Below are 20,611 nucleotides of genomic sequence, written 5' to 3'. Positions count from 1 at the left end.
AGAGGATCACCACGTACCTACCAGGCAAGGAGATCCAGTGCTCGACGCCGATTTCTTCCGCCGTTGGATGACGGCGACCGCCGCGTCCGTCGACCGCGAGGCGGAACGGCTCACCGCCCTCGACTCCCCCATCGGGGACGCCGATCACGGCACCAACCTCCAGCGCGGGTTCACGGCCGTCGTGGCCGTCTTGGAGAAGGAGGCCCCCGACACGCCCGGCGGGGTCCTGACACTGGCCGGACGCCAGCTGATCTCGACGGTCGGCGGCGCCTCGGGGCCGCTGTACGGGACGCTGCTGCGCCGTACCGGCAAGGCGCTCGGCGATGCCGGCGAGGTCAGTGCGGAGCAGCTGACCGAGGCGCTGCGGACCGGGGTGGACGCGGTGATGACGCTCGGCGGTGCCGCCCCGGGCGACGCGACCATGATCGATGCGCTGGTGCCCGCGGTGGACGCGCTCGGCGACTCGTTCACTGCGGCCCGGACCGCCGCCGAGGAGGGCGCCGTGGCGACGACGCCCCTGCAGGCCCGCAAGGGCCGGGCGAGCTATGTGGGCGAGCGCAGCATCGGGCACCAGGACCCGGGCGCCACCTCTTCGGCGCTGCTGATCGCCGCACTCGTGGAGGCCGCCGGTGAGTGACGAGCAGCTGGTGGGAATCGTGCTGGTGTCGCACAGCGCGGCGGTGGCCGCGTCGGTCGCCGAGCTGGCGAAGGGGCTCGCGGGCGGTGGCCCGGTGGTGCCCGTCGCTCCGGCGGGCGGTACCGAGGGCGGCGGGCTCGGTACGAGCTCCGAACTGATCGCCGCGGCGGCCGTGTCCGTCGACCGCGGTGCGGGAGTGGCCGTCCTGACCGACCTGGGCAGCGCGGTGCTCACGGTGAAGGCGCTGCTCGCGGAGGGCGACGAACTCCCGGAAGGGACGCGCCTGGTGGACGCCCCCTTCGTGGAGGGAGCCGTGGCCGCGGTCGTCACGGCGTCCACCGGGGCGGACCTGGCAGCGGTGGAGGCGGCCGCCACGGAGGCGTACACCTACCGGAAGGTGTGAGCGACTTGCTGCGGCCGGGCACGCCGGATCGGCGGTGTGCCCGGCCGCAGCCGTGTCCGTGACGCGCCGTCAGCCGCTCAGCTTCCCTCTGCCCGGCTCCCGTCGGCGAACCGCCTCGCCACCCGCTCCCCCTCGGCCACGGCCGCCGCGTGGTCCTCGATGGGCGACACCTTGGTGTTCTTGAAGACGATGTAGGTGACGCCGGAGGGCGCGCCGCCGCCGTGCGGATCGGCGCGGATACCGAGGGCTTTGGCGGTCGCGTAGGACGCCTCCCCGATGATGCCCTGCGGGCCCGTGTCGCCGACGACCGCGTACTGCACCCGGTCGCGGTAGACGACGGCCACCACCGAACCACCCCCGATGCCGTGATCCCGGTAGTCCCAGAGGCCGCTGGGCGCGGGCACGACGATGAAGGGCAGGCGTTCGGCGCTCAACGGGCGGCCGTCGGACTGGGCGTAGGCCGTGCTCGCGGCGAAGTACGGGTCGGTGCTGCGGTTGCAGCGGGGTCCGGGGAGGCCGTCGCAGTCGATGTCCATGTCGGCCTTCCAGAACACGGCGTCGCGGGTGCCGCAGACGGGGATGTTCGCGGGCGCGCCGTTGTCGCTGCGGTAGCGGCCACGGGAGACGGGAGTGCAGTCCCGCACCTTGGCGAGCAGATCGGCGGCGCTCACGGTGCTCTCGCGCCACACCGCGGGGTGGGGCGAGGCGGCGGGGGGTGTAGTCGGGGCGAGCAGGGCGGCGCTGGCCGCGGCCAGAGTGAGCGACTGGACACGCACGATACGGGAGCCTCTCGTGGGGGACCTGACGGGCACTCAGCCCAATCTGGCCCCGAGGGGATCATCCGGCCACCGTTGGGGGGCCGGACGGTGCACGTCCCCAACCTCCGGCAGGGGCCGGGGGCCTGAGTCCGCGTAAGACCCCGGCCGCCCGGCCACCCGCGCCGGCGCGGGATCTGCGACGACAGCGTTCCGCGCGACAGACCCGAACTCCGCGATTTCCAGCAGGAGTTCGGCCGTGAGGTCTTCAGCATACGTAACTCTCCCGGGTGGTCACGCACGGCCGGGGGGTGACGCCCTCCGGGAAGCGGCCTCCGGTGTTCGACCCGGCCGCCCTCTTGATGTGGTCGCGCCAACGGCGTCATATTGGTCCGGACCATTCCCGTGTGCCACCCCCGGGAGGCAGTGTCGTGCCAGGCCGCTTCGCTCCCTCGTCCCTCCTCCGCCACCTGGCGCTCTGCGGGACTCTCGCGCTGCTCGCCGCCTGCGGCCGGCCCGGTGCGGAGGAAGGGAACGGCGGGGGTGTGCCCGGCGCGCCCACGGGTGTCACCGCCGCGGCGGGCAGCGCGACCAGCGTGCATGTCATGTGGAACGCGACCGCCCGGGTCGATGCCTACGAGGTGTATCGCGGCACCACCAAGGTCAAGGAGGTGCCGGGTTCGCAGCACATGGTGGATGTCACCGGGCTCCGGCCCTCGACGCCGTACGCCTTCTCCGTACGGGCTCGGGACACCGACGGGCGCGTCGGGCCGCCGAGCCGCGAGGTCCGGGCGAAGACGCCCGCGGCCGTCGCGGACGACCGCCGGGCACCGACCCGCCCGTCGGCGCCCGGCGGACGGGCGGCCGGAAGCCGGGCGGTCCAGCTGTCCTGGTCCGCCTCGACGGACGACCGGGGCGTGGTGTCGTACGACATCCACCAGCACGGCACGAAGATCCACAGTGTGGGCGGGGGACAGACGGCCACCGTGCTCACGGGGCTGCGGCCCGGCACGGACTACGCCTTCACCGTCCGGGCCCGGGACGCGGCCGGCAACGTCTCCCCCGCCAGTCCCACCGTCCGCCTCACCACCCCGGGCACGGACGACGGCCGCGCCACCGCCCCGACGGGCTTCCGGGCGACGAGCCACCGCGAGGACGGGGCGTACCACGTCGACCTGAGCTGGGTGCCGCCCCGCGTGGACGGTGAGGTCACCGAGTACCAGATCGAGCTGGACGGCCGACCGGCCACGTCCCTCGTCTACGGCGGCAGCGCCCCGCGCGAGCGGGCCACGTACAGCTTCTACGCCGGGCGGAAAGCCGGGGTCACCCACCGGGTCCGGATCCGCGCGATGCTGCCGGACGGCACCTGGGGAGGCTTCTCCGCGGAGCGGGCGGTGACGACGGGCGCGGGGCGCTGACGTCCTCCCCGGTACCGGCCGGGAGCGGCAACCCGTCACCTGCACGGGGGTGCTCGGAGTGCGGCCCGGGCCGGGAGCCCTTTGGCTGACCCTGAGGCAGCACGGGCGTTCCCCGACCCTCGGCGGCGCAAGGATGTACCGCCAACCGTGCCGCCGGAGGGCAGTCCACATGCGCAACTCATCGCCAGTTCTCCGCTCCGGCCTGACCGTGGCAGCCGCTGCCGCGCTGCCCCTCGCCCTGGCCTCGGTGCCCGCTGTCGCGGGCCCGGGCATCTCCGTGAGCACCACGGGGTCCACGGTGTCGGTCACAACCAGCTCGTGCACCCAGATCAACGGCAGTTGGGGCACCGCCTCGCTCCTCACCAGCAGCCAGGGCAGCTTCGCCCAGGGCCGCCAGGTGACGCTGTCGGGGACGTCCACGAACCAGTCCGCCGCCTGGTCGAGCGTCACCCCGGGCACCTACACGGTCATCGTCGTCTGCTCGGACGGCACCACCGCGGGCACCCAGTCCGTCGTGGTCTCCACGGCCCCCTCTCCCTCCCCCTCGCGGTCCGCGTCCCCCTCGGCGTCGCCGTCGCGCGGCGTGATGGGCGGGGTCGGCGGCAGCACGACGGACTACGGAACCGTCACGCTGGTGGCGGGCGGCACGCTGGTCGGATCCGGCGTCCTCGCGACGGCCTGGTACCTGCGCCGGCGCAACAGGCCGTACCGGCTCTGACCCGGTACGGACGGCGGCCCGCTCTCCCGAAGCGCTCCGGGCGGGCGGGCCGCCGTCACGTCATGATCGCGCCGGACGGGCAGTCGTCCCCCCTCAGGCGCTCCTGGTCACCGCGACACCCCGGTCAAGCCGGCCCGGCCGGCCCGCCGTCGGGGAGTTCGGCGAAGTCCGCCAGGGCGCGCTTGAGCCACTGGGTCCAGAAGGTCTCCAGGTCGATGCCGGCCTGCAGCACGAGATGGCGCAGCCGGTCCTCGGTGCCGTCCCGGCCGGGCGGGAAGTCGCGCTTCTCGATCTCCTCGTACTCCGCCAGCTGCCGTTCGTGCAGCTCCAGATGGCGTCGCAGATCGGCCTCCAGGCCCGCCGTGCCGACCACGGCCGCCGCCCTGAGCCGCAGCAGCAGCGCGTCGCGGTGCGGCTTGGGGTCCTGGGAGGCGGAGGTCCAGCGGGCCAGTTCGGCGCGGCCCGCGGGCAGGACCTCGTAGCTCTTCTTCTGGCCGCGGGCCGGCTGCTCGGACGGCAGTTCCCTGATGAGGCCGTCGGCCTCCAGTTTCCCGAGCTCGCGATAGATCTGCTGGTGCGTCGCCGACCAGAAGTAGCCGATCGACCGGTCGAACCGGCGGGTCAGATCCAGGCCCGACGACGGCTTCTCGAGCAGGGCGGTGAGGATCGCGTGCGGGAGTGACATGGCCTCATCCTAGGGACGCGTTCGCGCACTACAGGGCGGCCGCCAGCTCCGTGCCCTGCTTGATGGCGCGCTTGGCGTCCAGTTCGGCCGCCACGTCGGCACCGCCGATGAGGTGCGCGCTGCACCCGGCGGCGAGCAGCTCCTCGTACAGGCCGCGGCGCGGCTCCTGGCCCGTGCACAGCACGATCGTGTCGACCTCCAGGACGGTGCTCTCGTCGCCGACGGTGATGTGCAGTCCGGCGTCGTCGATCCGGTCGTAGCTCACGCCCGGGACCATGGTGACGCCGCGGTGCTTGAGTTCGGTGCGGTGGATCCAGCCGGTGGTCTTGCCGAGTCCGGCGCCGACCTTGGACGTCTTGCGCTGGAGCAGGTGGACGGTGCGCGGCGGAGCGGGCCGTTCGGGCGCGGCGAGGCCTCCGGGGCCGCGGTAGTCCATGTCGACGCCCCACTGACGGAAGTACGTCTGCGGGTCCTCGTGGGCCTTGTCGCCGCCGTCGGTGAGGAACTCGGCGACGTCGAAGCCGATGCCGCCCGCGCCGAGGATCGCGACCCGGTCGCCGACGGGGGCGCCGTCGCGCAGGACGTCGAGGTAGCCGACGACGCTCGGGTGGTCGACACCGGGGATCTCGGGGGTGCGCGGGGTGACGCCGGTGGCGACGACGACCTCGTCGTAGCCGTCGACGTCCGCGACCGTCACGGGCGTGTTCAGCCGGATGTCGACGCCGTGCCAGTCGAGCTGGGTGCGGAAGTAGCGGAGCGTCTCGTCGAACTCCTGCTTGCCGGGGACCTTGCGGGCGACGTTGAGCTGGCCGCCGATCTCGCTCGCCGCGTCGAACAGCGTCACGTCGTGCCCGCGTTCGGCGGCGGAGACCGCGCAGGCGAGTCCGGCCGGGCCGGCACCCACGACCGCGACGCGCTTGCGCAGCCGGGTCGGGGAGAGCACGAGCTCGGTCTCGTGGCAGGCGCGCGGGTTGACCAGGCAGGAGGTGATCAGGCCGCTGAAGGTGTGGTCCAGGCAGGCCTGGTTGCAGCCGATGCAGGTGTTGATCGCCTCGGGCCGGCCGGCGGCGGCCTTGGTGACGAAGTCGGGGTCGGCGAGCATCGGGCGGGCCATCGACACCATGTCGGCGGCGCCCTCGGCGAGCAGTTCCTCGGCGAGTTCGGGGGTGTTGATGCGGTTGGTGGTGACGAGCGGGACGGACACCTCGCCCATGAGCCGCTTGGTCACCCAGGTGTACGCGCCGCGCGGCACGGAGGTCGCGATGGTGGGGATACGGGCCTCGTGCCAGCCGATGCCGGTGTTGATGATCGTCGCCCCGGCGGCCTCGACGGCCTTGGCGAGGGTGATGACCTCGTCGAGCGTCGAGCCGCCCGGGACGAGGTCGAGCATGGACAGCCGGTAGATGACGATGAAGTCCTCGCCGACCGCCTCGCGCACCCGGCGCACGATCTCCAGCGGGAACCGAGTGCGGTTCTCGTACGCGCCGCCCCAGCGGTCGGTGCGCCGGTTGGTCTGCTGGGCGATGAACTCGTTGATGAGGTAGCCCTCGGAGCCCATGATCTCGACGCCGTCGTAGCCGGCCTGCCGGGCGAGGCGGGCGGCGCGGGCGTAGTCGTCGATCGTCCGCTCGATGTCGGCGTCGGTGAGCTCGCGGGGCGGGAAGGGGCTGATCGGCGCCTGGATCGGGCTGGGCGCGACGAGGTCCCGGTGGTAGGCGTACCGGCCGAAGTGCAGGATCTGCATCGCGATCCTGCCACCCTCGCGGTGCACGGCGTCGGTGATGACCCGGTGCTGCCCGGCCTCCGCCTCGGTGGTGAGCTTGGCGCCGCCCTCGTAGGGCCGCCCCTCGTCGTTGGGGGCGATGCCGCCGGTGACGATCAGGCCCACTCCCCCGCGGGCGCGGGCGGCGTAGAAGGCGGCCATGCGCGCGAAGCCGCCCTCGGCCTCCTCCAGGCCGACGTGCATGGAGCCCATGAGGACCCGGTTGGGCAGGGTCGTGAAGCCCAGGTCGAGGGGGGTCAGCAGGTGCGGGTAACGGCTCATCGGGCCCTCCGTGCGCGGTGTCGTGCCTGTAGTTGTAGAGGACTACCGAGGGTTTATGCAACTAGTTGCACAAGGTGATGGAGGGCACAGTAGGGCCATGACCAGGGACCTTGGGCGGCTCTCCGCCGTGGTGGACCTCGCGGGTGCACTGATCCGCTGCCCGAGCCGGGCCGGCCTCGACGACCACGAGCCCGTGCTGGGGGTTCTGGAGGACTGGCTCACCGGCCGCGGGCTGCCGTACCGCCGGCAGCACGACGACGCCCGCCGCCCGGTCGCGCTGCTGGTGGAGATCGCCGGCGGCCGGCCCGGGCCCTGGTGGGCGCTGGACGCCTGCGTGGACACCGCGCCGTACGGTGACGAGTCGGCCTGGTCCTTCCCGCCCGCCGCCGGGGACGTCGTCGACGGCCGGCTCCGGGGCCGGGGCGCGGCCGACTCCAAGCTCGCCGCCGCCCTGTTCTGCCACATCGCGGCCGAGCTGCACGGCCGGGCGGGCGAGCTGCGCGGCGGGCTCGCGGTGCTGCTCGACGCCGATGAGCACACGGGCGGCTTCGGGGGTGCCCGGGCGTATCTCGCCGACCCGGACGCGGTCCGCCCGGCCGGGATGATGATCGGCTACCCGGGTCTCGACGAGGTCGTGGTCGGCGGGCGCGGGCTGTGGCGGGCCAGGATCTCCGTGCACGGGACGTCAGGGCACTCCGGGTCGCGCCGGACGGTGGTCGGTGCGGTGTCGCGGGCGGCGCATCTCGTACGGCTGCTGGACACGGGCCCGCTGCCCGGGGTGAGCGGGGAGTTCCCGCTGCCGCCGAAGCTGACGGTGACGTACTGCCACGGCGGTGAGGGCTTCTCCGTCGTCCCCGACCGGTGCGAGATCGGCGTGGACGTGCGCACCACGCCGGGCTTCGGCGCCCGCGCCGCCGAGGACCTGGTCCGGGCGGCGGTGACCGGGCTGGACGCGGCGCTGCCCGCCCCGCGGCCGACCGAGGTCACGGCCGTGGCGTCCTGGCCGCCCTACCGGCTGGCGGAGGGCGAGCAGCCGGCGGCGGCCCTGCTGGGCGCCGCTGCCGGGCAGGGGCTGCGGGTACGGGCCAAGACGGCGGGCCCGTCGAACATCGGCAACCTCCTGGCGGCCGAGGGCATCCCGGCCACGGCCGGCTTCGGCCTGCCGTACGAGGGGCTGCACGGCGTGGACGAACTCGTGCACCTGGCGGACCTGCCCGTGGTGCACACCGTCTACCGGCGGGCCGTCCTCGATTTGCTGACGGGGTGAAGGGCGGTCACCGGCTCTCCAGACGCACGTGCAGTTCCTTCTCCTGGTCGCCGGAGACCGTACTCAGGTCGTGCACGTCGAACAGCTCATCCAGGGTGGTGCGCAGCCGTTCGATCGCCCAGTAGCCGCCGTGCAGGTCGGCGTCGACGGAGGACGACAGGTGCACCGGCCGGGCGCCCTCGTGCTCGTCGGCGACGTCGTAGGTGCCGAGCCATACGGTCGGGCGCGTCGCGTGCAGTTCCTCGGGCACGTCGTCGGCGCACCGGTCGGACTCGAAGCAGGAGCACAGTGCGTCGAACACGATCCGGGCGTCCTGCTTGCTGCACCCGCTGATCTCCACCGAGACGGAGTGGGGGTGCGGTCGCTCCTGGTTCATCACCATCGTGAGCGCTCCTCTCGTGGCCACCGGATGCCGTATCCGCCCCTACCCCAGCAAAGCACCACCTTCCGGTGAGCACTACCGGCGGTGTCCTTCTCCCGGTGACGGGTTTGCGGGGCGGACCGCCCCGTGTTGGGAGATGGTGGAAGGTGACGGAAGGGGCCTTCGGGAACGGCTCCGCGCGGTAGAAGATGGGGTGTCGGCACACGACGGCGTGCCGCGAGGACGGCGAAGGCGGGGCGTGGGATGAGTGCAGCCGGGTCTCCCGAGTCCGAGGGCGACGGTCCGGTGCGCGGGTCGGCGCGCCCCAGCGGGCTTCTCGACGTGCTGCGCGTGGCCTCGGTGGTCCTGGACGCCGAGGGCCGCATCGTGCTGTGGAGCCCGCAGGCCGAGGAACTGTTCGGGTACGAGGCGCGGGAGGCGCTCGGGGAGTACGCCGCCCGGATCATGGTCCACGAGCAGCACGTCGACCTCGTGGTCAAGCTGTTCGCCGACGTCATGGACACCGGGCAGAGCTGGGCGGGGGCCTTCCCGGTCCGCCGCAAGGACGGCGGCACCCGCCTCGTGGAGTTCCGCAACATGCGGCTGCTGGACGACCAGGGCGACGTCTACGCGCTGGGGCTGTGCGCCGACCAGACGACCGTGCACCGGCTGGAGCGGGAGGTGGCGCTGTCGACGCGGATGATCGCGCAGTCCCCGACCGGGCTGGCCGTGCTGGACACCGAGCTGCGGTACGTCTCGGTCAACGCGGCGCTGGAGGAGATCAACGGCGTACCGGCCGAGGAACACCTGGGCCGCACGGTCCGCGAGGTGGTGCCGCAGATGGACGTCGACGCCCTGGAGGCCGCGACGCGCCGGGTGCTGCAGACGGGCACGCCGGTCGTCGACCAGTCCACGATCGGCCGCACCCCCGCCGACCCGCACCAGGACCACGCCTGGTCGATCTCGCTGTACCGGCTGGAGAACGCCTTCGGGACCGTGCTGGGCGTGGCCGTCTCGATCGTCGACGTCACCGAGCAGTACCGGGCGGGCATCGAGGCCGAGGCCGCGCGGCGGCGGCTGGCTCTGATCGCCGACGCCTCGGGCCGGATCGGCACCACGCTGGACCTGGACCGCACGGCCCGTGAGCTGGCCGAGGTGGCCGTGCCGGAGCTCGCCGACATCGCGGCCGTCGACCTGCTGGACGCGGTGGTGCAGGGCCGGCGCACCAGCCTGGGCCCCGCCGAGTCGGCCGTGATCCGCGCGCTGGCGGTCCAGGGGTACGACTCCGTCGAGGCGCTGGAGGCGGCCGACCCGCCCGGGCAGGTCGCCCGGTACGCCCCCGACCGGCTCGTCACGCAATGCGTGCGCACGGCGAGCCCCGTGATGCTGCCGGAGGTCAAGGACGAGGACCTGGCGCACATCGCCCGCTCTCCGGAGGCGGCCGAGCTGCTGGGCCGGGCCGGGGTGCACTCCTATCTGGCGGTGCCGCTGATCGCGCGCGGCGAGGTGCTGGGGGCCCTGGACCTCAAGCGGACCCGCAATCCGCTGCCGTTCGGCGAGGACGACCTGCTGCTGGCGCGCGAGCTGGCCGCCCGGGCCGCCGTGCAGATCGACAACGCGCGCTGGTACCAGAGCGCCCGCGATACCGCGCTCACCCTCCAGCGCAGCCTGCTGCCCAGCCACCCTCCGGTGACGGGAGGGCTGGAGGTCGCCTCCCGCTACCAGCCGGCCGGGGCCACGAGCGAGGTCGGCGGCGACTGGTTCGACGTGATCCCGCTGGACGGCGGCCAGACGGCGCTCGTCGTGGGCGATGTGATGGGCAGCGGCATCCCCGCGGCGGCGACCATGGGGCGGCTGCGTACGGCGACCAACACCCTCGCCTCCCTCGACCTCGATCCGAACGTGCTCCTGGAGCACCTCGACAAGATCACCGCGGGCCTCGAGCAGGCCATCGCCACCTGCGTCTACGCCGTTCACGATCCGCATCTGCGGCAGTGCCGGATCGCCAACGCCGGGCATCTGCCGCCGGTGCGCCTCCGGGCCGGCCGGCCGCCGGAGTTGCTCGACCTGCCGACCGGGGTGCCGCTCGGCGTGGGCGGTGTCGCCTTCTCCACCACCACCGTCGACCTCGAGCCCGGCGACCGGCTGGTGTTCTACACCGACGGCCTGGTCGAGACGCGGCGCGACCCGCTCGACGAGCGGCTCGACACGCTGCTGTCGCTGCTCGAGGGACCCGACCGGCCGCTGGAGGACGTCTGCGACCTGCTGCTGCGCACGCTGCACGAGCCGGACAACTTCGACGACGTGGCGCTGCTCATCGCGCGGGCGACGGTGCCAGACTGAGGGCCTGAGGGCCTGAGGGCCTGAGGGCCTGAGGGACCCTAGGCCGTGTCCGGCCCAGGGCGCCCGACGCCGACCACCACGTGGGCGTACAGCTCCTCCGACACGGCCAGCCGTGTCGCCAGGCCGTTGCGTTCGAAGGCGTCGACGGCGGTCGGGGCCTGATGCCGGCTCGTCTCCACCAGGACGCAGCCGCCGGGGGCGAGCCAGCCGGGCGCCTCTGCCGCGACCCGGCGCAGGACGTCCAGTCCGTCCGTGCCGCCGTCGAGGGCGACCAGCGGCTCGTGGTCACGGGCCTCCTGGGGCAGCAGGCCGATCTCGTCGCTCGGCACGTACGGCACGTTGGCCGCGAGGATGCCGACGCGGCCGCGCAGCGCGGCGGGCAGCGCCTCGAACAGGTCGCCCTGGTGGACCTGGCCTCCGACGGCGGCGATGTTGCCGCGGGCGCACCGCACGGCGGCCGGATCGATGTCGGCGGCGTGCAGTTCGACGCGGCCGAGTGCCGCGGCCAGCGCCGCTCCCACGGCACCCGAGCCGCAGCACAGATCCACGACGACGGTGGCCCGGGGCGCCCGCTCCAGGGCCTGATCCACCAGGAACTCGGTGCGCCGGCGGGGTACGAAGACGCCTGGGGCGACGGCGATGCGCAGGCCACGGAACTCGGCCCAGCCGACGACGAGTTCGAGGGGCAGGCCCGCGACGCGGCGCTCGACCATGGCCGCGGCCTCGGCCGGGGTGCGCGCGGTGGCGAGGATCAAGGCGGCCTCGTCCTCGGCGAAGACGCACCCCGCGGAGCGCAGGGCGGCGACGACGGAGTCACGGGACGACGGCGTGGAAGAAGGGACGGCAGACACAGACGGCATGGAAGCCCAGAGCCTTTCGGAAAACCGAAGGGCGCTCCGGCGATCGCCTACGACCGGCGATCCGCGCGACATCGAGAGGAGAGCACCCGAACTGACATAGCGGTAATGGGTCTCACCTCCTCGGCTTCCGGCGGCCGGGTCCCTCCCCGACCGGACGGCAACCCTACCCGACGGCCCGGCCGGCCGGTACGGCGATCGTGACCGCCCTCGGGTCGAGTGGTTGGGCTATGCAACCATGGAGGGGGAGCCGAGCAGCATCGTGGTGAGGGAGGTCCCGTGCACACCGCCGACGCCGTGGAGACCATCCAGCGGGAGATGACGGTCTTCGCCCGCCGTGCCCGGGCCGCGGCGGGCCGGATGCACCCCGAGCTGTCGCTGGTGTCGTACACGCTGCTGGGGCATCTGGAGGAGAGCGGCGGGTGCCGGGCCACCGACCTGGCCGCCCACTACGCCCTGGACAAGTCCACCGTCAGCCGCCAGGTGGCCGCCCTGGAGCGCGACGGTCTCATCGAGCGCCGCCCCGACGCGGCGGACCAGCGCGTCCACGTGCTGCATCTGACGCAGGCCGGGCGGCACATCCTGGCCCAGGTCACCGAGAGCCGCCGGGCGGCGTTCCGGGAGCGCCTGGCGCACTGGCCGGCGGAGGACCTGACGCGGTTCGCCGAGTACCTCGAGCGCTACAACGCCTGGCGCGGCCCCGGCCGGCAGGACCGGGCCGCACTGCACGTACCGTTGAATAGGCAATAACTGATCACCCGGTCCGGCGGGCACCGTCGGGCCGGCCCGGAGGCACCCCCGCATGCACATCACCCGAGGCTTCACCGGACGCCCACGCGTCGACGACCCCGGTCTGCCGCCCGGCCAGTACGACGCGGGCGACGACTGGCCCGTCCTGTCCGCCGAGGTCACTCCCGAGCTGGCGCCCGCCGACTGGACCTTCCGCGTCGACGGGCTGGTGGCCGAGCCCCGCACCTGGGACTGGGAGGAGGCGCACCGGCTGCCGCCATCGGCGTACGAGGGCGCCATCCACTGCGTGACGAGCTGGTCGAAGTTCGGGGTGCGGTTCGCGGGCGTCTCCCTGGACGCGTTCCTGGATGTGGTCCGCCCCCATGGGTCGGCCACCCATGCCGTCGCCTACTCGCACACCGGCTACACCGCCAACCTCCCGCTCGCCGACCTGACCGGCGGGCGCGCCTGGATCGCCTGGGAGTACGACGGAAAACCCCTCGCCCCCGAGCACGGCGGCCCGGCGCGACTGCTCGTGCCGCACCTGTACTTCTGGAAGAGCGCCAAGTGGATCGCGGGGCTGAGGATCCTCGACCACGACGAGCCCGGCTTCTGGGAGCGCAACGGCTATCACGAGCGGGGCAACCCGTGGGAGGAGCAGAGGTACTCCGGTGACTGAGACCTTCGTGCCCCCGACACGGCTCGCCGTGCCCGGGCGCATCGCCGTGAGCGAGCAGGCCGCGTCCGAGTGGCAGACCGCGACGGTCACCGAGATCCGCCTCGAGACCCCGCGCGTCGCCACCTTCCGGCTCGCCGTGCCCGGCTGGCCGGGGCATCTGCCCGGCCAGCACCTGATGGTGCGGCTGACCGCCGAGGACGGCTACGCGGCCCAGCGGCACTACTCGATCGCGTCCGCGCCGGACGACTCCGGGCAGGTCGAGCTGACCCTGGATCACGTCGAGGGCGGCGAGGTCTCGGGCTGGTTCCACACGGTCGCCCGGCCCGGCGACCGCGTCGAGGTGCGGGGCCCGGTGAGCGGCTTCTTCGCCTGGCCGGGCGACCGGCCCGCGCTGCTCGTCGGCGCCGGCTCCGGCGTCGTACCGCTGATGTCGATGATCCGGCACCACCGGGCACGGAACCTGTCCGTGCCGCTGCGGCTGGTGGTGTCCGCGCGCAGCCCCGAGGAGCTCATCTACGCCCGTGAGTTGGGTGCGGAGACAACACCCGTCTTCACCCGGTCCGCGCCGGAGGGTGTGGCGGTCGGACGTATGGCCGCCGCACATGTGGTGCCACTCCTCGCCGAGCAGCCTTCCGGTGGGTGGGAGGCCTATGTGTGCGGCTCCAACTCCTTTGCCGAGCATGCCTCCCGGCTCCTCGTGACGGCCGGTCAGCCGGTGGACCGGATCCGCATCGAGCGTTTCGGCTGACCCCGGTTTCACCGCGGTCGCGCCGGGCACCCAGCCGGAGGATTTCGGCGGGCCGCTCCGGCCCTCGGCCGCGGTGACGGCGAGGAGGTGGACATGCGAACCCGGGTGCGCGGCTGGCGTTGGCGGCGCAGTCCGCTGCGGCGCCGGTCGGATGTCGTCGAGGCGTGGACGGTACTGGTGGCCGCCGTCCTCATCCTGGTGGGTGCGCCCCTGGCGGGGGCGGCCGCCGCCCGGTGGGCCCATGGCGAGGCCAACTCGGTGTCGCTGGAGCAGCGGGCCGAGCGGCATCGCGTCCGGGCCGAGGTGGTCGGCAGGAAGGGCGACTCGCTGCCGTCGGTGCAGGCCGGCGGGCAGCACGTGTACCGGGCGACCGTGCGCTGGACGGAACCGGGGCAAGGCACGCGCACCGCGACGGCCCGGGTTCCCTCGGACACCCGGCGGGGCGAGACCGTGGACGTCTGGTTCGACAGCCAGGGGCGGAGTGTGACGCCGCCGGTGGACGAGTCGGCGGTCTGGCAGCACACCCTCACGATCGGTACCTGCGCCGCGGGCGGTGCGGTGCTCGTGGTGCTCTTCGGCCATTCCCTCGTACGCCGGGTGGCGCTGCGCCGGCGGATGGCCGAGTGGGACCGGGCATGGGCCCGTACGGAACCGGAGTGGACGCACCGCCACGCGTGAGACCCGCCGGCGGTCGCCCGGAGGACCGCAGGCACCCCTGAACCCCAGGTGACCCGACCACCTGCGCGTGACGCTCTCCCCGGGGCCATCACCCCGATCGCACTCTCACGTCCGTGACCAGCACATCACCCGCCCCGAGCGACAGCGGCCCGGAGACGGACCGGAACAAAAGCCTGGCCAGTCCTCCGACCACTCACGTAGTGTGATCATCTGCACTGCCCCGTAGCGGCTTCTCACCCAAGGCGGTCCTGCATGGCCCTGTTCGACCTTCCTCTCGACGAACTCCGCGAGTACCGCAGTGCGGCCACCGAGCCCGAGGACTTCGACGCGTTCTGGTCCAAGACCCTGCAGGAGGCGCGCCTTCACGATCTGGACGCCCGCTTCGAACCGGTCGACACGGGCCTGTCCACCGTGCAGGTGCTCGACGTGACGTTCGCCGGTTTCGGCGGTCACCCGGTCAAGGGCTGGCTGACGCTCCCGGCCGGGGCGGACGGACCGCTGCCGCTGGTCGTGGAGTTCATCGGCTACGGCGGCGGGCGCGGCCTCCCCCACGAGCACCTGCTGTGGGCGTCCTCGGGCCGGGCGCACTTCGTGATGGACACCCGCGGGCAGGGCAGCGCCTGGGGCGGGGGCGGCGGCACGGCGGACCCGGTGGGCGGTGCGCCCGCGTTCCCCGGTTTCATGACGCGCGGCATCGACGCCCCGGAGAACTACTACTACCGCCGGGTCTACACGGACGCGGTGCGTGCCGTCGAAGCGGCCCGCTCGCACCCCCTCACCGACCCGGCGCGCACGGTGGCCGTCGGCTCCAGCCAGGGCGGCGGCATCACGATCGCGGTCGGCGGCCTGGTCCCGGACCTGGCCGGCATCGCGCCGGACGTGCCCTTCCTGTGCGACTTCCCGCGCGCGGCGACGATCACGGACCGGCACCCGTACCGGGAGATCGGCCTCTTCCTCAAGACCCACCGCGGCCGCACCGAGGACGCGCTGCGCACGGTGTCCTACTTCGACGGTGTCCACTTCGCCTCCCGCGGCCGGGCCCCCGCGCTCTTCTCGGCCGCCCTGGAGGACCAGACCTGCCCGCCCTCGACCGTGTTCGCGGCCTTCAACGCCTGGAGCCACGAGGACAAGACCATCGAGGTCTACGACTTCAACGACCACGAGGGCGGCGGCCCCTACCAGCAGGCGGCCAAGCTGCGCTGGATGGGTTCGTACATCTGATCCGGCCGTTCCCCTCCGGCGGACTTCCCCCCGGTCCGACCAGTCGGTATGTTCATCGCGCCCGGGCCGCGACGCGGCGTGCCGGGCCCGGGACGGTCGGCGGAGGGGCTCATGTCCGAGAACGAGACTCAGGTGCGCGGTCACTGCGACGCGCGCTTCACGGCGATACGCGCGGCGTTCGAGGAGAACTTCCGGGAGCGGGGCGAACTGGGCGCCGCGGTGGCCGTCACCGTCGGCGGCAGGACCGTGGTGGATCTGTGGGGCGGCTGGGCGGACGCGGCGCGCTCCCGGCCGTGGGAGCGGGACACGCTGGTCAACGTGTGGTCCACGACCAAGGGACCGGTGGCACTGTGCGCGCACATCCTCGCCGACCGGGGGCTGCTGGACCTGGACGCGCCGGTGGCCGCGTACTGGCCCGAGTTCGCCGCCGCGGGCAAGGAGAAGGTCCTCGTACGGCATCTGCTGTCCCACCGCGCCGGACTGGCCGGCCTGCGTGAGCCGCACTCGCTGGAGCAGCTCTGCGACTGGGAGCTGACCACGCAGCGGCTCGCGGCGACCGAACCCTGGTGGGAGCCGGGCACCCGGTCCGGCTATCACGCGCTGACCTACGGCCATCTGGTCGGCGAGGTCGTGCGGCGGGTGTCGGGGCTGCGGCCGGGGGCCTTCCTGGCGCGGGAGGTGACGGGGCCGCTCGGCATCGATTTCCGTATCGGTCTGCCGGTGCGGGACTTCGGCCGGGCGGCCGAGCTGGTCCAGCCGGCGGTCACGGCGAGCAGTGAACAGGCAGCGGTCTTCGCCCAGTTGGCGCCCGCGGCGATCGCCGCACTGACCAACCCGGCGGTGTCCGCCGCCGGGGCCAACACCCCCGGGTGGCGGGCCGCCGAGATCCCCGCGGCGAACGGGCACGGCACCGCGCGTGCCGTCGCCGCGCTGTACGGCGTCTTCGCGGGTCGCGGGTCGTTCGGGGGCCACCGCCTGCTGTCCCCCGAGTCGGCCGAGCGGGTGCGCGAGGGGCAGGGCAGTTGCCGGGACCTGGTACTCGGCGCCGGCTTCGAGCACGAGACGGAGGTGGGGCTCGGGCTCTGGCTCAGCGGACCCGACGGGTCGTACGGACCCGACCCGCGCGCTTTCGGACACGACGGCTTCGGCGGCTCCTGCGGGCTCGCCGACCCGGAGGCGGGGGTGTCCCTGGGCTATGTGATGAACCGGATGGGGCCCCGTATCGCCAACGACCCGCGGAAGATGGCCCTGATCGACGCCCTGTACGGCGCGCTGTGAGGGCGGGCCGGTTTCGGCCGAACCGTCCGGCAGCCCTTCCCGTTGGTTGAGACCAATGCCAGCGAGCCCCTGTACCGGCGGATCGCGACGGAGTTGCTCGGCGAGCTGCGCGACGGCACGATCCCGCCCGGTGAACGGCAGCCGGGGCAACGGCGGTTGGCCGGGCACTTCGGGATCAGCCGGGGGCCGTACGGCAGGCGCTGGAGCTGTTGCGCCACGACGGTCTCGTCGCCACCGACCGGCGCGGCAGCCACGCCACCCTGCCCGGCCTGCCGGTCGAGACCCCGGCGTCGCTCACCTTCCCGGTCGGCGCCCGGGCCGCGACACCGGGCAGCGTCGCCCGCGCCACCGTCACCCGGGAGACACCCCCGGCCGCACGCCGAGGCCCTGGGGCCGGGCCCCGGCCGCCCGGCCCTGATCCACCGCCACCTGTACGCGACCGCTGAGGGGCAGGGCCTGCGGACCGCCGTGACCTCGTTCTCCGCCGTGGCGCCGGCGGAGGTGGAGGAGCCGGCCCTCCCCCACTGCCTGAACGGCGTGGGAGGTGCCCCATCCGCGACCGGGCCGACGGTACCGGCGCCGCCCAGCTGCGGCGGGCTACGACTGGATGCGCCGGGCCCGGCCTGACCCTGCACCACCGCGACGCCATCACCCGTCTCGCGAGCACCCCGTCGGTGCGGGTCACCCGGCGGGTGCACGACCAGTACGCGCGCCCGCTGGAGATCACCGACCTCGTCGTGGACGCCCGACAGGACGCCCTCGTCTACGAGTTCATCCTTCCGGGCCGGGCTGTACCGCCCGCCGCCGCGGGGAGCCCCCAGGCGCGGGCCGACGGCCGTCGGTCACTCGTTCGGCGGACTTCTGACGCGGGCTCCCGGAGATGACGGAGATCATCGAGACACGGCACGGCTGCCCCAGGCGACCCCCGAGAGGATCCCCATGACCACGTTCACGACCTCCGACGGAACCGAGCTCTACTACAAGGACTGGGGCGACGGGCAGCCCGTGGTGTTCAGCCACGGCTGGCCCCTCAACGCGGACGCGTGGGACGGGCAGGCCCGGCTGGTCGCCGAGCACGGTTTCCGGGCGATCGCACACGACCGCCGCGGCCACGGCCGCTCGGGCCAGCCATGGCAGGGCAACCACATGGACCGGTACGCCGACGACCTGGCCGAGCTGATCGAGGCGCTGGACCTCCGTGACGCGGTCCTGGTGGGCCATTCGACCGGCGGCGGCGAGGTGGCCCGCTACATCGGGCGGCACGGGACCGCGCGGGTCGCGAAGGCCGTGCTGCTGGGTGCGGTGCCGCCACTGATGCTGCGGACGGAGGCCAACCCGGAGGGCACGCCGAAGGACGCCTTCGACGGGATCCGCGCCGGCGTCGCGGCGGACCGTTCGCGGTTCTACTGGGAGCTGAGCGAGAGCTTCTACGGTTTCAACCGGCCCGGCGCCGCCGTGTCGGAGGGCGTACGGCGGGCCTTCTGGATGTGGAGCATGCAGGCCGGGCTGAAGGGCGCCTACGACTGCGTCGCACAGTTCTCGGAGACCGACTTCACGGAGGACCTGCGGCGCATCGACGTGCCGACGCTCGTCGCGCACGGGGACGACGACCAGATCGTGCCGATCGCCGCCTCGGCCCACCGGACCTCCCAGCTCGTCAAGGACGCGACGCTGAAGGTGTATCCGGGCGCCCCGCACGGCCTGGTCGGTGACTTCGAGAAGGCGTTCAACGACGATCTGCTGAACTTCCTGCACGGCTGACCAGTGCCCCGGCGCCAGGGCCGTGTTTCAGGTAGCGGGTGAGTCTTGGGCGGAGAGTTCTTCGGCCAGTTCCATACAGCGCAGGCGGGCTGGGGAGAAGTCGTAGGGCATCTTGCCGGTGGCTTCGAACTCGCTCATGGAGTCAGCCTCCCGCCTGCCAGAGCTGAGGTCGCCCTCGCCCTCGCCCTCGACGTCATCGGCGGTGGCAGGGTGCAAAGTGTCCCAGGCGTCGAAGAGGTCATCGTCGTCCTTACCCAGGCCGGACTCCTCGATGACGGCCTGCAGGGCGCTTTCGAAGGCGTGCCGCTCGACGGCCACTTGAGCCACCCGTGGATCATCGACGGCGACACTGTCATCGAGTGCCTCCTCGGCGTCATCGATGCGGTCGGATTCCTCCCGCAGAGTGGGATGCGTGGCCAGGACGACGAAGCGGGTGGCCTGGACGGCCGCCCCGAGCGGGCCGAAGATCCGCTCAGTGACCAGCAGACTGTCCAGGTCCGCCTGACGCAGGGAGCCCTCGGGCAGGCTCTTGAGGCGTTCGGTGACGAAGTCGGAGAGCAGGCCCATCCGGCTGCCTTCGGTGCGCATCCGCTGCACGGCGGTCCGTTGCCGCCGCAATTCCGCCTCCTGCTCGGCGAGGGTTTCCTCCAACCGCTCCAGGATGCCCTCGATACCTTCTCCGCTGTCCGCACCGGCGGAAGCCGTGCCGGTGGTAAAGGCGTCACGGATGTCGTCCAGGGCGATCCCGGCATCGGCCATCTTGCGAATCCACAGCAGGCGGATCATGTCCTCGTACCCGTAGCGGCGGCGGTCATCGCCGCCCCGCTCAGGCTCGGGGAGCAGCCCGATCTCGTGGTAATGGCGAATCGCCCGTGGCGTGCTGCCGGCGAAGGCCGCCGCGTCACCGATCTTGACCTGGCGGGGTGGCATGAAAGACGAATGCATGAGCAGGGACCTTTCCTCAAGGCATCGGGACGTAAGTCCACCGGACCACATGCCGCTACGGAAGGTGCAACCCCACACACCGCTCCGCCCGATGCCAAGAAATGCGCCCTTCCTCCGTAACGACCGCAGGGCCGTCCCTTCCTGCTGCGGCATCCGTACGACGGCAGGCTGAGGGTTCACAGCCACTGATGAACCGCCGCGACCTGAACCGTACGGCAGGTCCCGCCACGGAACTCCGGTCCGAACCCGCCACCGCACACCGTCTATCAGCCGCCGACAGCCAGGCCACCCGCGACTTATGCCCACCGCAGGCAGCAACGACTCCGGCACCGACCACTGCTGCGACTCAATACACCTAGCCCGGCAGCCGGGCCATGACGAGCCGCACCCGGGGGCTGCCGTCCGGTCGCCGCCCGAACTCCGGGAGCGGGTGGAGCTCCACCCGGAAGCCGGCCTCCGCGAGTTCGCGCTGCACGTCCCCGAGGCGGAACGCGCGGTAGTACATGACGAACGGAGGCCGCCAGAGCGCGTTGCGCACCCGCATCACAGTGTCGAAGCCGAGCAGCATCCAGTAGCCGAGCGAGCCCGGGCGGGGCGGGGCGACCAGTGGGAACGCGAAGCAGCCGCCCGGCCGCAGCACGGACCGGACCTGCGCGAACAGCCCGGGCAGTTCGCGGGGCAGGAAGTGCCCGAAGGCGCCGAAGCTCACCACCAGGTCGAAGGCGGGCGCGAAGGGCAGGGCGCGGGCGTCGGCCCGGACCCAGGAGACCGGCGGGCCCTTCGGCCTGACCTGCTCCCGAGCGACGTCGAGCATGCCCGCGCTGAAGTCGACGCCGGTGACCCGCTCCCGGCACACCCCCGCCAGCACCCCGATGCCCGCTCCGGTGCCGCAGCACAGGTCGAGTCCGGCGCCGAAGGGCCCCGTCCGCCGCAGTGCCGAGCCGACGGCGTCGAGGACCGCGTCGGGTGTCCGGAAGGGCGTGTGGTCGAACTTCGGCGCGAGGAGGTCGTAGCCGCGCTCGACGGACGACAACGCCTGGACGGCGAGCTCGCGCAGACTGGGGCCTTCGGGGCTGAACATCGG

At 73.1% G+C, this 20,611-nt stretch carries 20 protein-coding genes and 1 pseudogene; 14 read left to right on the top strand and 7 right to left on the bottom strand.

Annotated features, from left to right (window positions below; translation table 11 throughout):
- Positions 1-37 precede the first annotated feature (37 nt).
- Together dhaL and G3I77_RS31030 are read left to right on the top strand one after the other, a co-directional pair.
- Positions 38-637 carry a dihydroxyacetone kinase subunit DhaL gene (gene dhaL / locus G3I77_RS31035; protein ID WP_248508852.1) on the top strand — a complete coding sequence of 200 codons (600 nt, stop codon included), beginning with the start codon at positions 38-40 and terminating at the stop codon, positions 635-637.
- Positions 630-1,040, top strand: a complete 411-nt coding sequence (locus tag G3I77_RS31030; RefSeq protein WP_248508850.1) for a PTS fructose transporter subunit IIA — start codon at positions 630-632, stop codon at positions 1,038-1,040. Before dhaL ends, G3I77_RS31030 begins: the two co-directional genes overlap by 8 nt.
- 77 nt (positions 1,041-1,117) lie before the next feature.
- Here the strand turns inward: G3I77_RS31030 and G3I77_RS31025 are convergent, their stop codons facing one another.
- A complete protein-coding gene (locus G3I77_RS31025) occupies positions 1,118-1,816 on the bottom strand; it encodes a glycoside hydrolase family 75 protein (RefSeq protein ID WP_248508849.1) in 699 nt (232 codons plus the stop codon).
- A 410-nt stretch (positions 1,817-2,226) separates the two neighbouring features.
- Here G3I77_RS31025 and G3I77_RS31020 point away from each other — a divergent pair, with 410 nt between their 5' ends.
- Complete coding sequence (locus G3I77_RS31020; protein ID WP_248508848.1) at positions 2,227-3,213, top strand: fibronectin type III domain-containing protein; 987 nt, start codon at positions 2,227-2,229, stop codon at positions 3,211-3,213.
- Between the two features lie 169 nt (positions 3,214-3,382).
- A complete protein-coding gene (locus G3I77_RS31015) occupies positions 3,383-3,931 on the top strand; it encodes a hypothetical protein (protein ID WP_248508846.1) in 549 nt (182 codons plus the stop codon).
- Positions 3,932-4,055: 124 nt separating this feature from the next.
- Here the strand turns inward: G3I77_RS31015 and G3I77_RS31010 are convergent, their stop codons facing one another.
- Together G3I77_RS31010 and G3I77_RS31005 are read right to left on the bottom strand one after the other, a co-directional pair.
- On the bottom strand, positions 4,056-4,616 hold the full coding sequence (locus tag G3I77_RS31010; RefSeq protein WP_248508844.1) for a PadR family transcriptional regulator: 561 nt from the start codon (positions 4,614-4,616) through the stop codon (positions 4,056-4,058).
- Positions 4,617-4,644: 28 nt separating this feature from the next.
- On the bottom strand, positions 4,645-6,660 hold the full coding sequence (locus G3I77_RS31005; protein ID WP_248508842.1) for an NADPH-dependent 2,4-dienoyl-CoA reductase: 2,016 nt from the start codon (positions 6,658-6,660) through the stop codon (positions 4,645-4,647).
- Positions 6,661-6,757: 97 nt separating this feature from the next.
- Here G3I77_RS31005 and G3I77_RS31000 point away from each other — a divergent pair, with 97 nt between their 5' ends.
- Positions 6,758-7,927: a M20 family metallopeptidase gene (locus G3I77_RS31000; RefSeq protein ID WP_248508840.1), complete on the top strand. Its 1,170-nt coding sequence runs from the start codon at positions 6,758-6,760 to the stop codon at positions 7,925-7,927.
- Positions 7,928-7,934: 7 nt separating this feature from the next.
- On the opposite strand, the gene G3I77_RS30995 is transcribed toward G3I77_RS31000, so the two are convergent.
- A complete protein-coding gene (locus G3I77_RS30995; protein WP_248508957.1) occupies positions 7,935-8,303 on the bottom strand; it encodes a hypothetical protein in 369 nt (122 codons plus the stop codon).
- A 249-nt stretch (positions 8,304-8,552) separates the two neighbouring features.
- Between G3I77_RS30995 and G3I77_RS30990 the strand changes: the two genes are divergently transcribed.
- Positions 8,553-10,631 (top strand): SpoIIE family protein phosphatase, encoded by a 2,079-nt coding sequence (locus tag G3I77_RS30990; RefSeq protein WP_248508838.1) that lies wholly within the window; start codon positions 8,553-8,555, stop codon positions 10,629-10,631.
- Positions 10,632-10,669: 38 nt separating this feature from the next.
- On the opposite strand, the gene G3I77_RS30985 is transcribed toward G3I77_RS30990, so the two are convergent.
- Positions 10,670-11,491 (bottom strand): putative protein N(5)-glutamine methyltransferase, encoded by an 822-nt coding sequence (locus G3I77_RS30985; protein ID WP_248508837.1) that lies wholly within the window; start codon positions 11,489-11,491, stop codon positions 10,670-10,672.
- Between the two features lie 315 nt (positions 11,492-11,806).
- Here G3I77_RS30985 and G3I77_RS30980 point away from each other — a divergent pair, with 315 nt between their 5' ends.
- The 8 genes and pseudogenes from G3I77_RS30980 to G3I77_RS30945 all read left to right on the top strand — a co-directional run bounded on the left by G3I77_RS30980 (position 11,807) and on the right by G3I77_RS30945 (position 18,582).
- Positions 11,807-12,238: a MarR family winged helix-turn-helix transcriptional regulator gene (locus G3I77_RS30980; protein WP_282574174.1), complete on the top strand. Its 432-nt coding sequence runs from the start codon at positions 11,807-11,809 to the stop codon at positions 12,236-12,238.
- Between the two features lie 52 nt (positions 12,239-12,290).
- Complete coding sequence (locus G3I77_RS30975) at positions 12,291-12,896, top strand: sulfite oxidase-like oxidoreductase (protein ID WP_248508834.1); 606 nt, start codon at positions 12,291-12,293, stop codon at positions 12,894-12,896.
- Positions 12,889-13,644 (top strand): ferredoxin reductase, encoded by a 756-nt coding sequence (locus tag G3I77_RS30970; RefSeq protein ID WP_248508832.1) that lies wholly within the window; start codon positions 12,889-12,891, stop codon positions 13,642-13,644. Before G3I77_RS30975 ends, G3I77_RS30970 begins: the two co-directional genes overlap by 8 nt.
- 93 nt (positions 13,645-13,737) lie before the next feature.
- Positions 13,738-14,322 (top strand): hypothetical protein, encoded by a 585-nt coding sequence (locus G3I77_RS30965; RefSeq protein ID WP_248508830.1) that lies wholly within the window; start codon positions 13,738-13,740, stop codon positions 14,320-14,322.
- A 252-nt stretch (positions 14,323-14,574) separates the two neighbouring features.
- Positions 14,575-15,543 carry an acetylxylan esterase gene (locus tag G3I77_RS30960; protein ID WP_248508828.1) on the top strand — a complete coding sequence of 323 codons (969 nt, stop codon included), beginning with the start codon at positions 14,575-14,577 and terminating at the stop codon, positions 15,541-15,543.
- A 111-nt stretch (positions 15,544-15,654) separates the two neighbouring features.
- Complete coding sequence (locus G3I77_RS30955; protein ID WP_248508826.1) at positions 15,655-16,821, top strand: serine hydrolase domain-containing protein; 1,167 nt, start codon at positions 15,655-15,657, stop codon at positions 16,819-16,821.
- Positions 16,822-16,863: 42 nt separating this feature from the next.
- Positions 16,864-17,705 (top strand): annotated as a pseudogene (locus tag G3I77_RS30950) (GntR family transcriptional regulator).
- Positions 17,706-17,760: 55 nt separating this feature from the next.
- Positions 17,761-18,582, top strand: coding sequence for an alpha/beta fold hydrolase (locus G3I77_RS30945; RefSeq protein ID WP_248508823.1), 822 nt, complete (start codon positions 17,761-17,763; stop codon positions 18,580-18,582).
- Positions 18,583-18,609: 27 nt separating this feature from the next.
- Here the strand turns inward: G3I77_RS30945 and G3I77_RS30940 are convergent, their stop codons facing one another.
- Together G3I77_RS30940 and G3I77_RS30935 are read right to left on the bottom strand one after the other, a co-directional pair.
- Positions 18,610-19,527 (bottom strand): MerR family transcriptional regulator, encoded by a 918-nt coding sequence (locus tag G3I77_RS30940; protein WP_248508956.1) that lies wholly within the window; start codon positions 19,525-19,527, stop codon positions 18,610-18,612.
- A gap of 355 nt (positions 19,528-19,882) precedes the next feature.
- Positions 19,883-20,608, bottom strand: a complete 726-nt coding sequence (locus G3I77_RS30935) for a class I SAM-dependent methyltransferase (RefSeq protein ID WP_248508822.1) — start codon at positions 20,606-20,608, stop codon at positions 19,883-19,885.
- Between the last annotated feature and the right edge of the window lie 3 nt (positions 20,609-20,611).

The organism is Streptomyces sp. D2-8 (genome assembly GCF_023184515.1).
In the GTDB taxonomy this organism is placed as follows: domain Bacteria; phylum Actinomycetota; class Actinomycetes; order Streptomycetales; family Streptomycetaceae; genus Streptomyces.
Note: the sequence above shows the minus strand (reverse complement) of the source record. Positions and strands in the feature narration are given on the sequence as shown.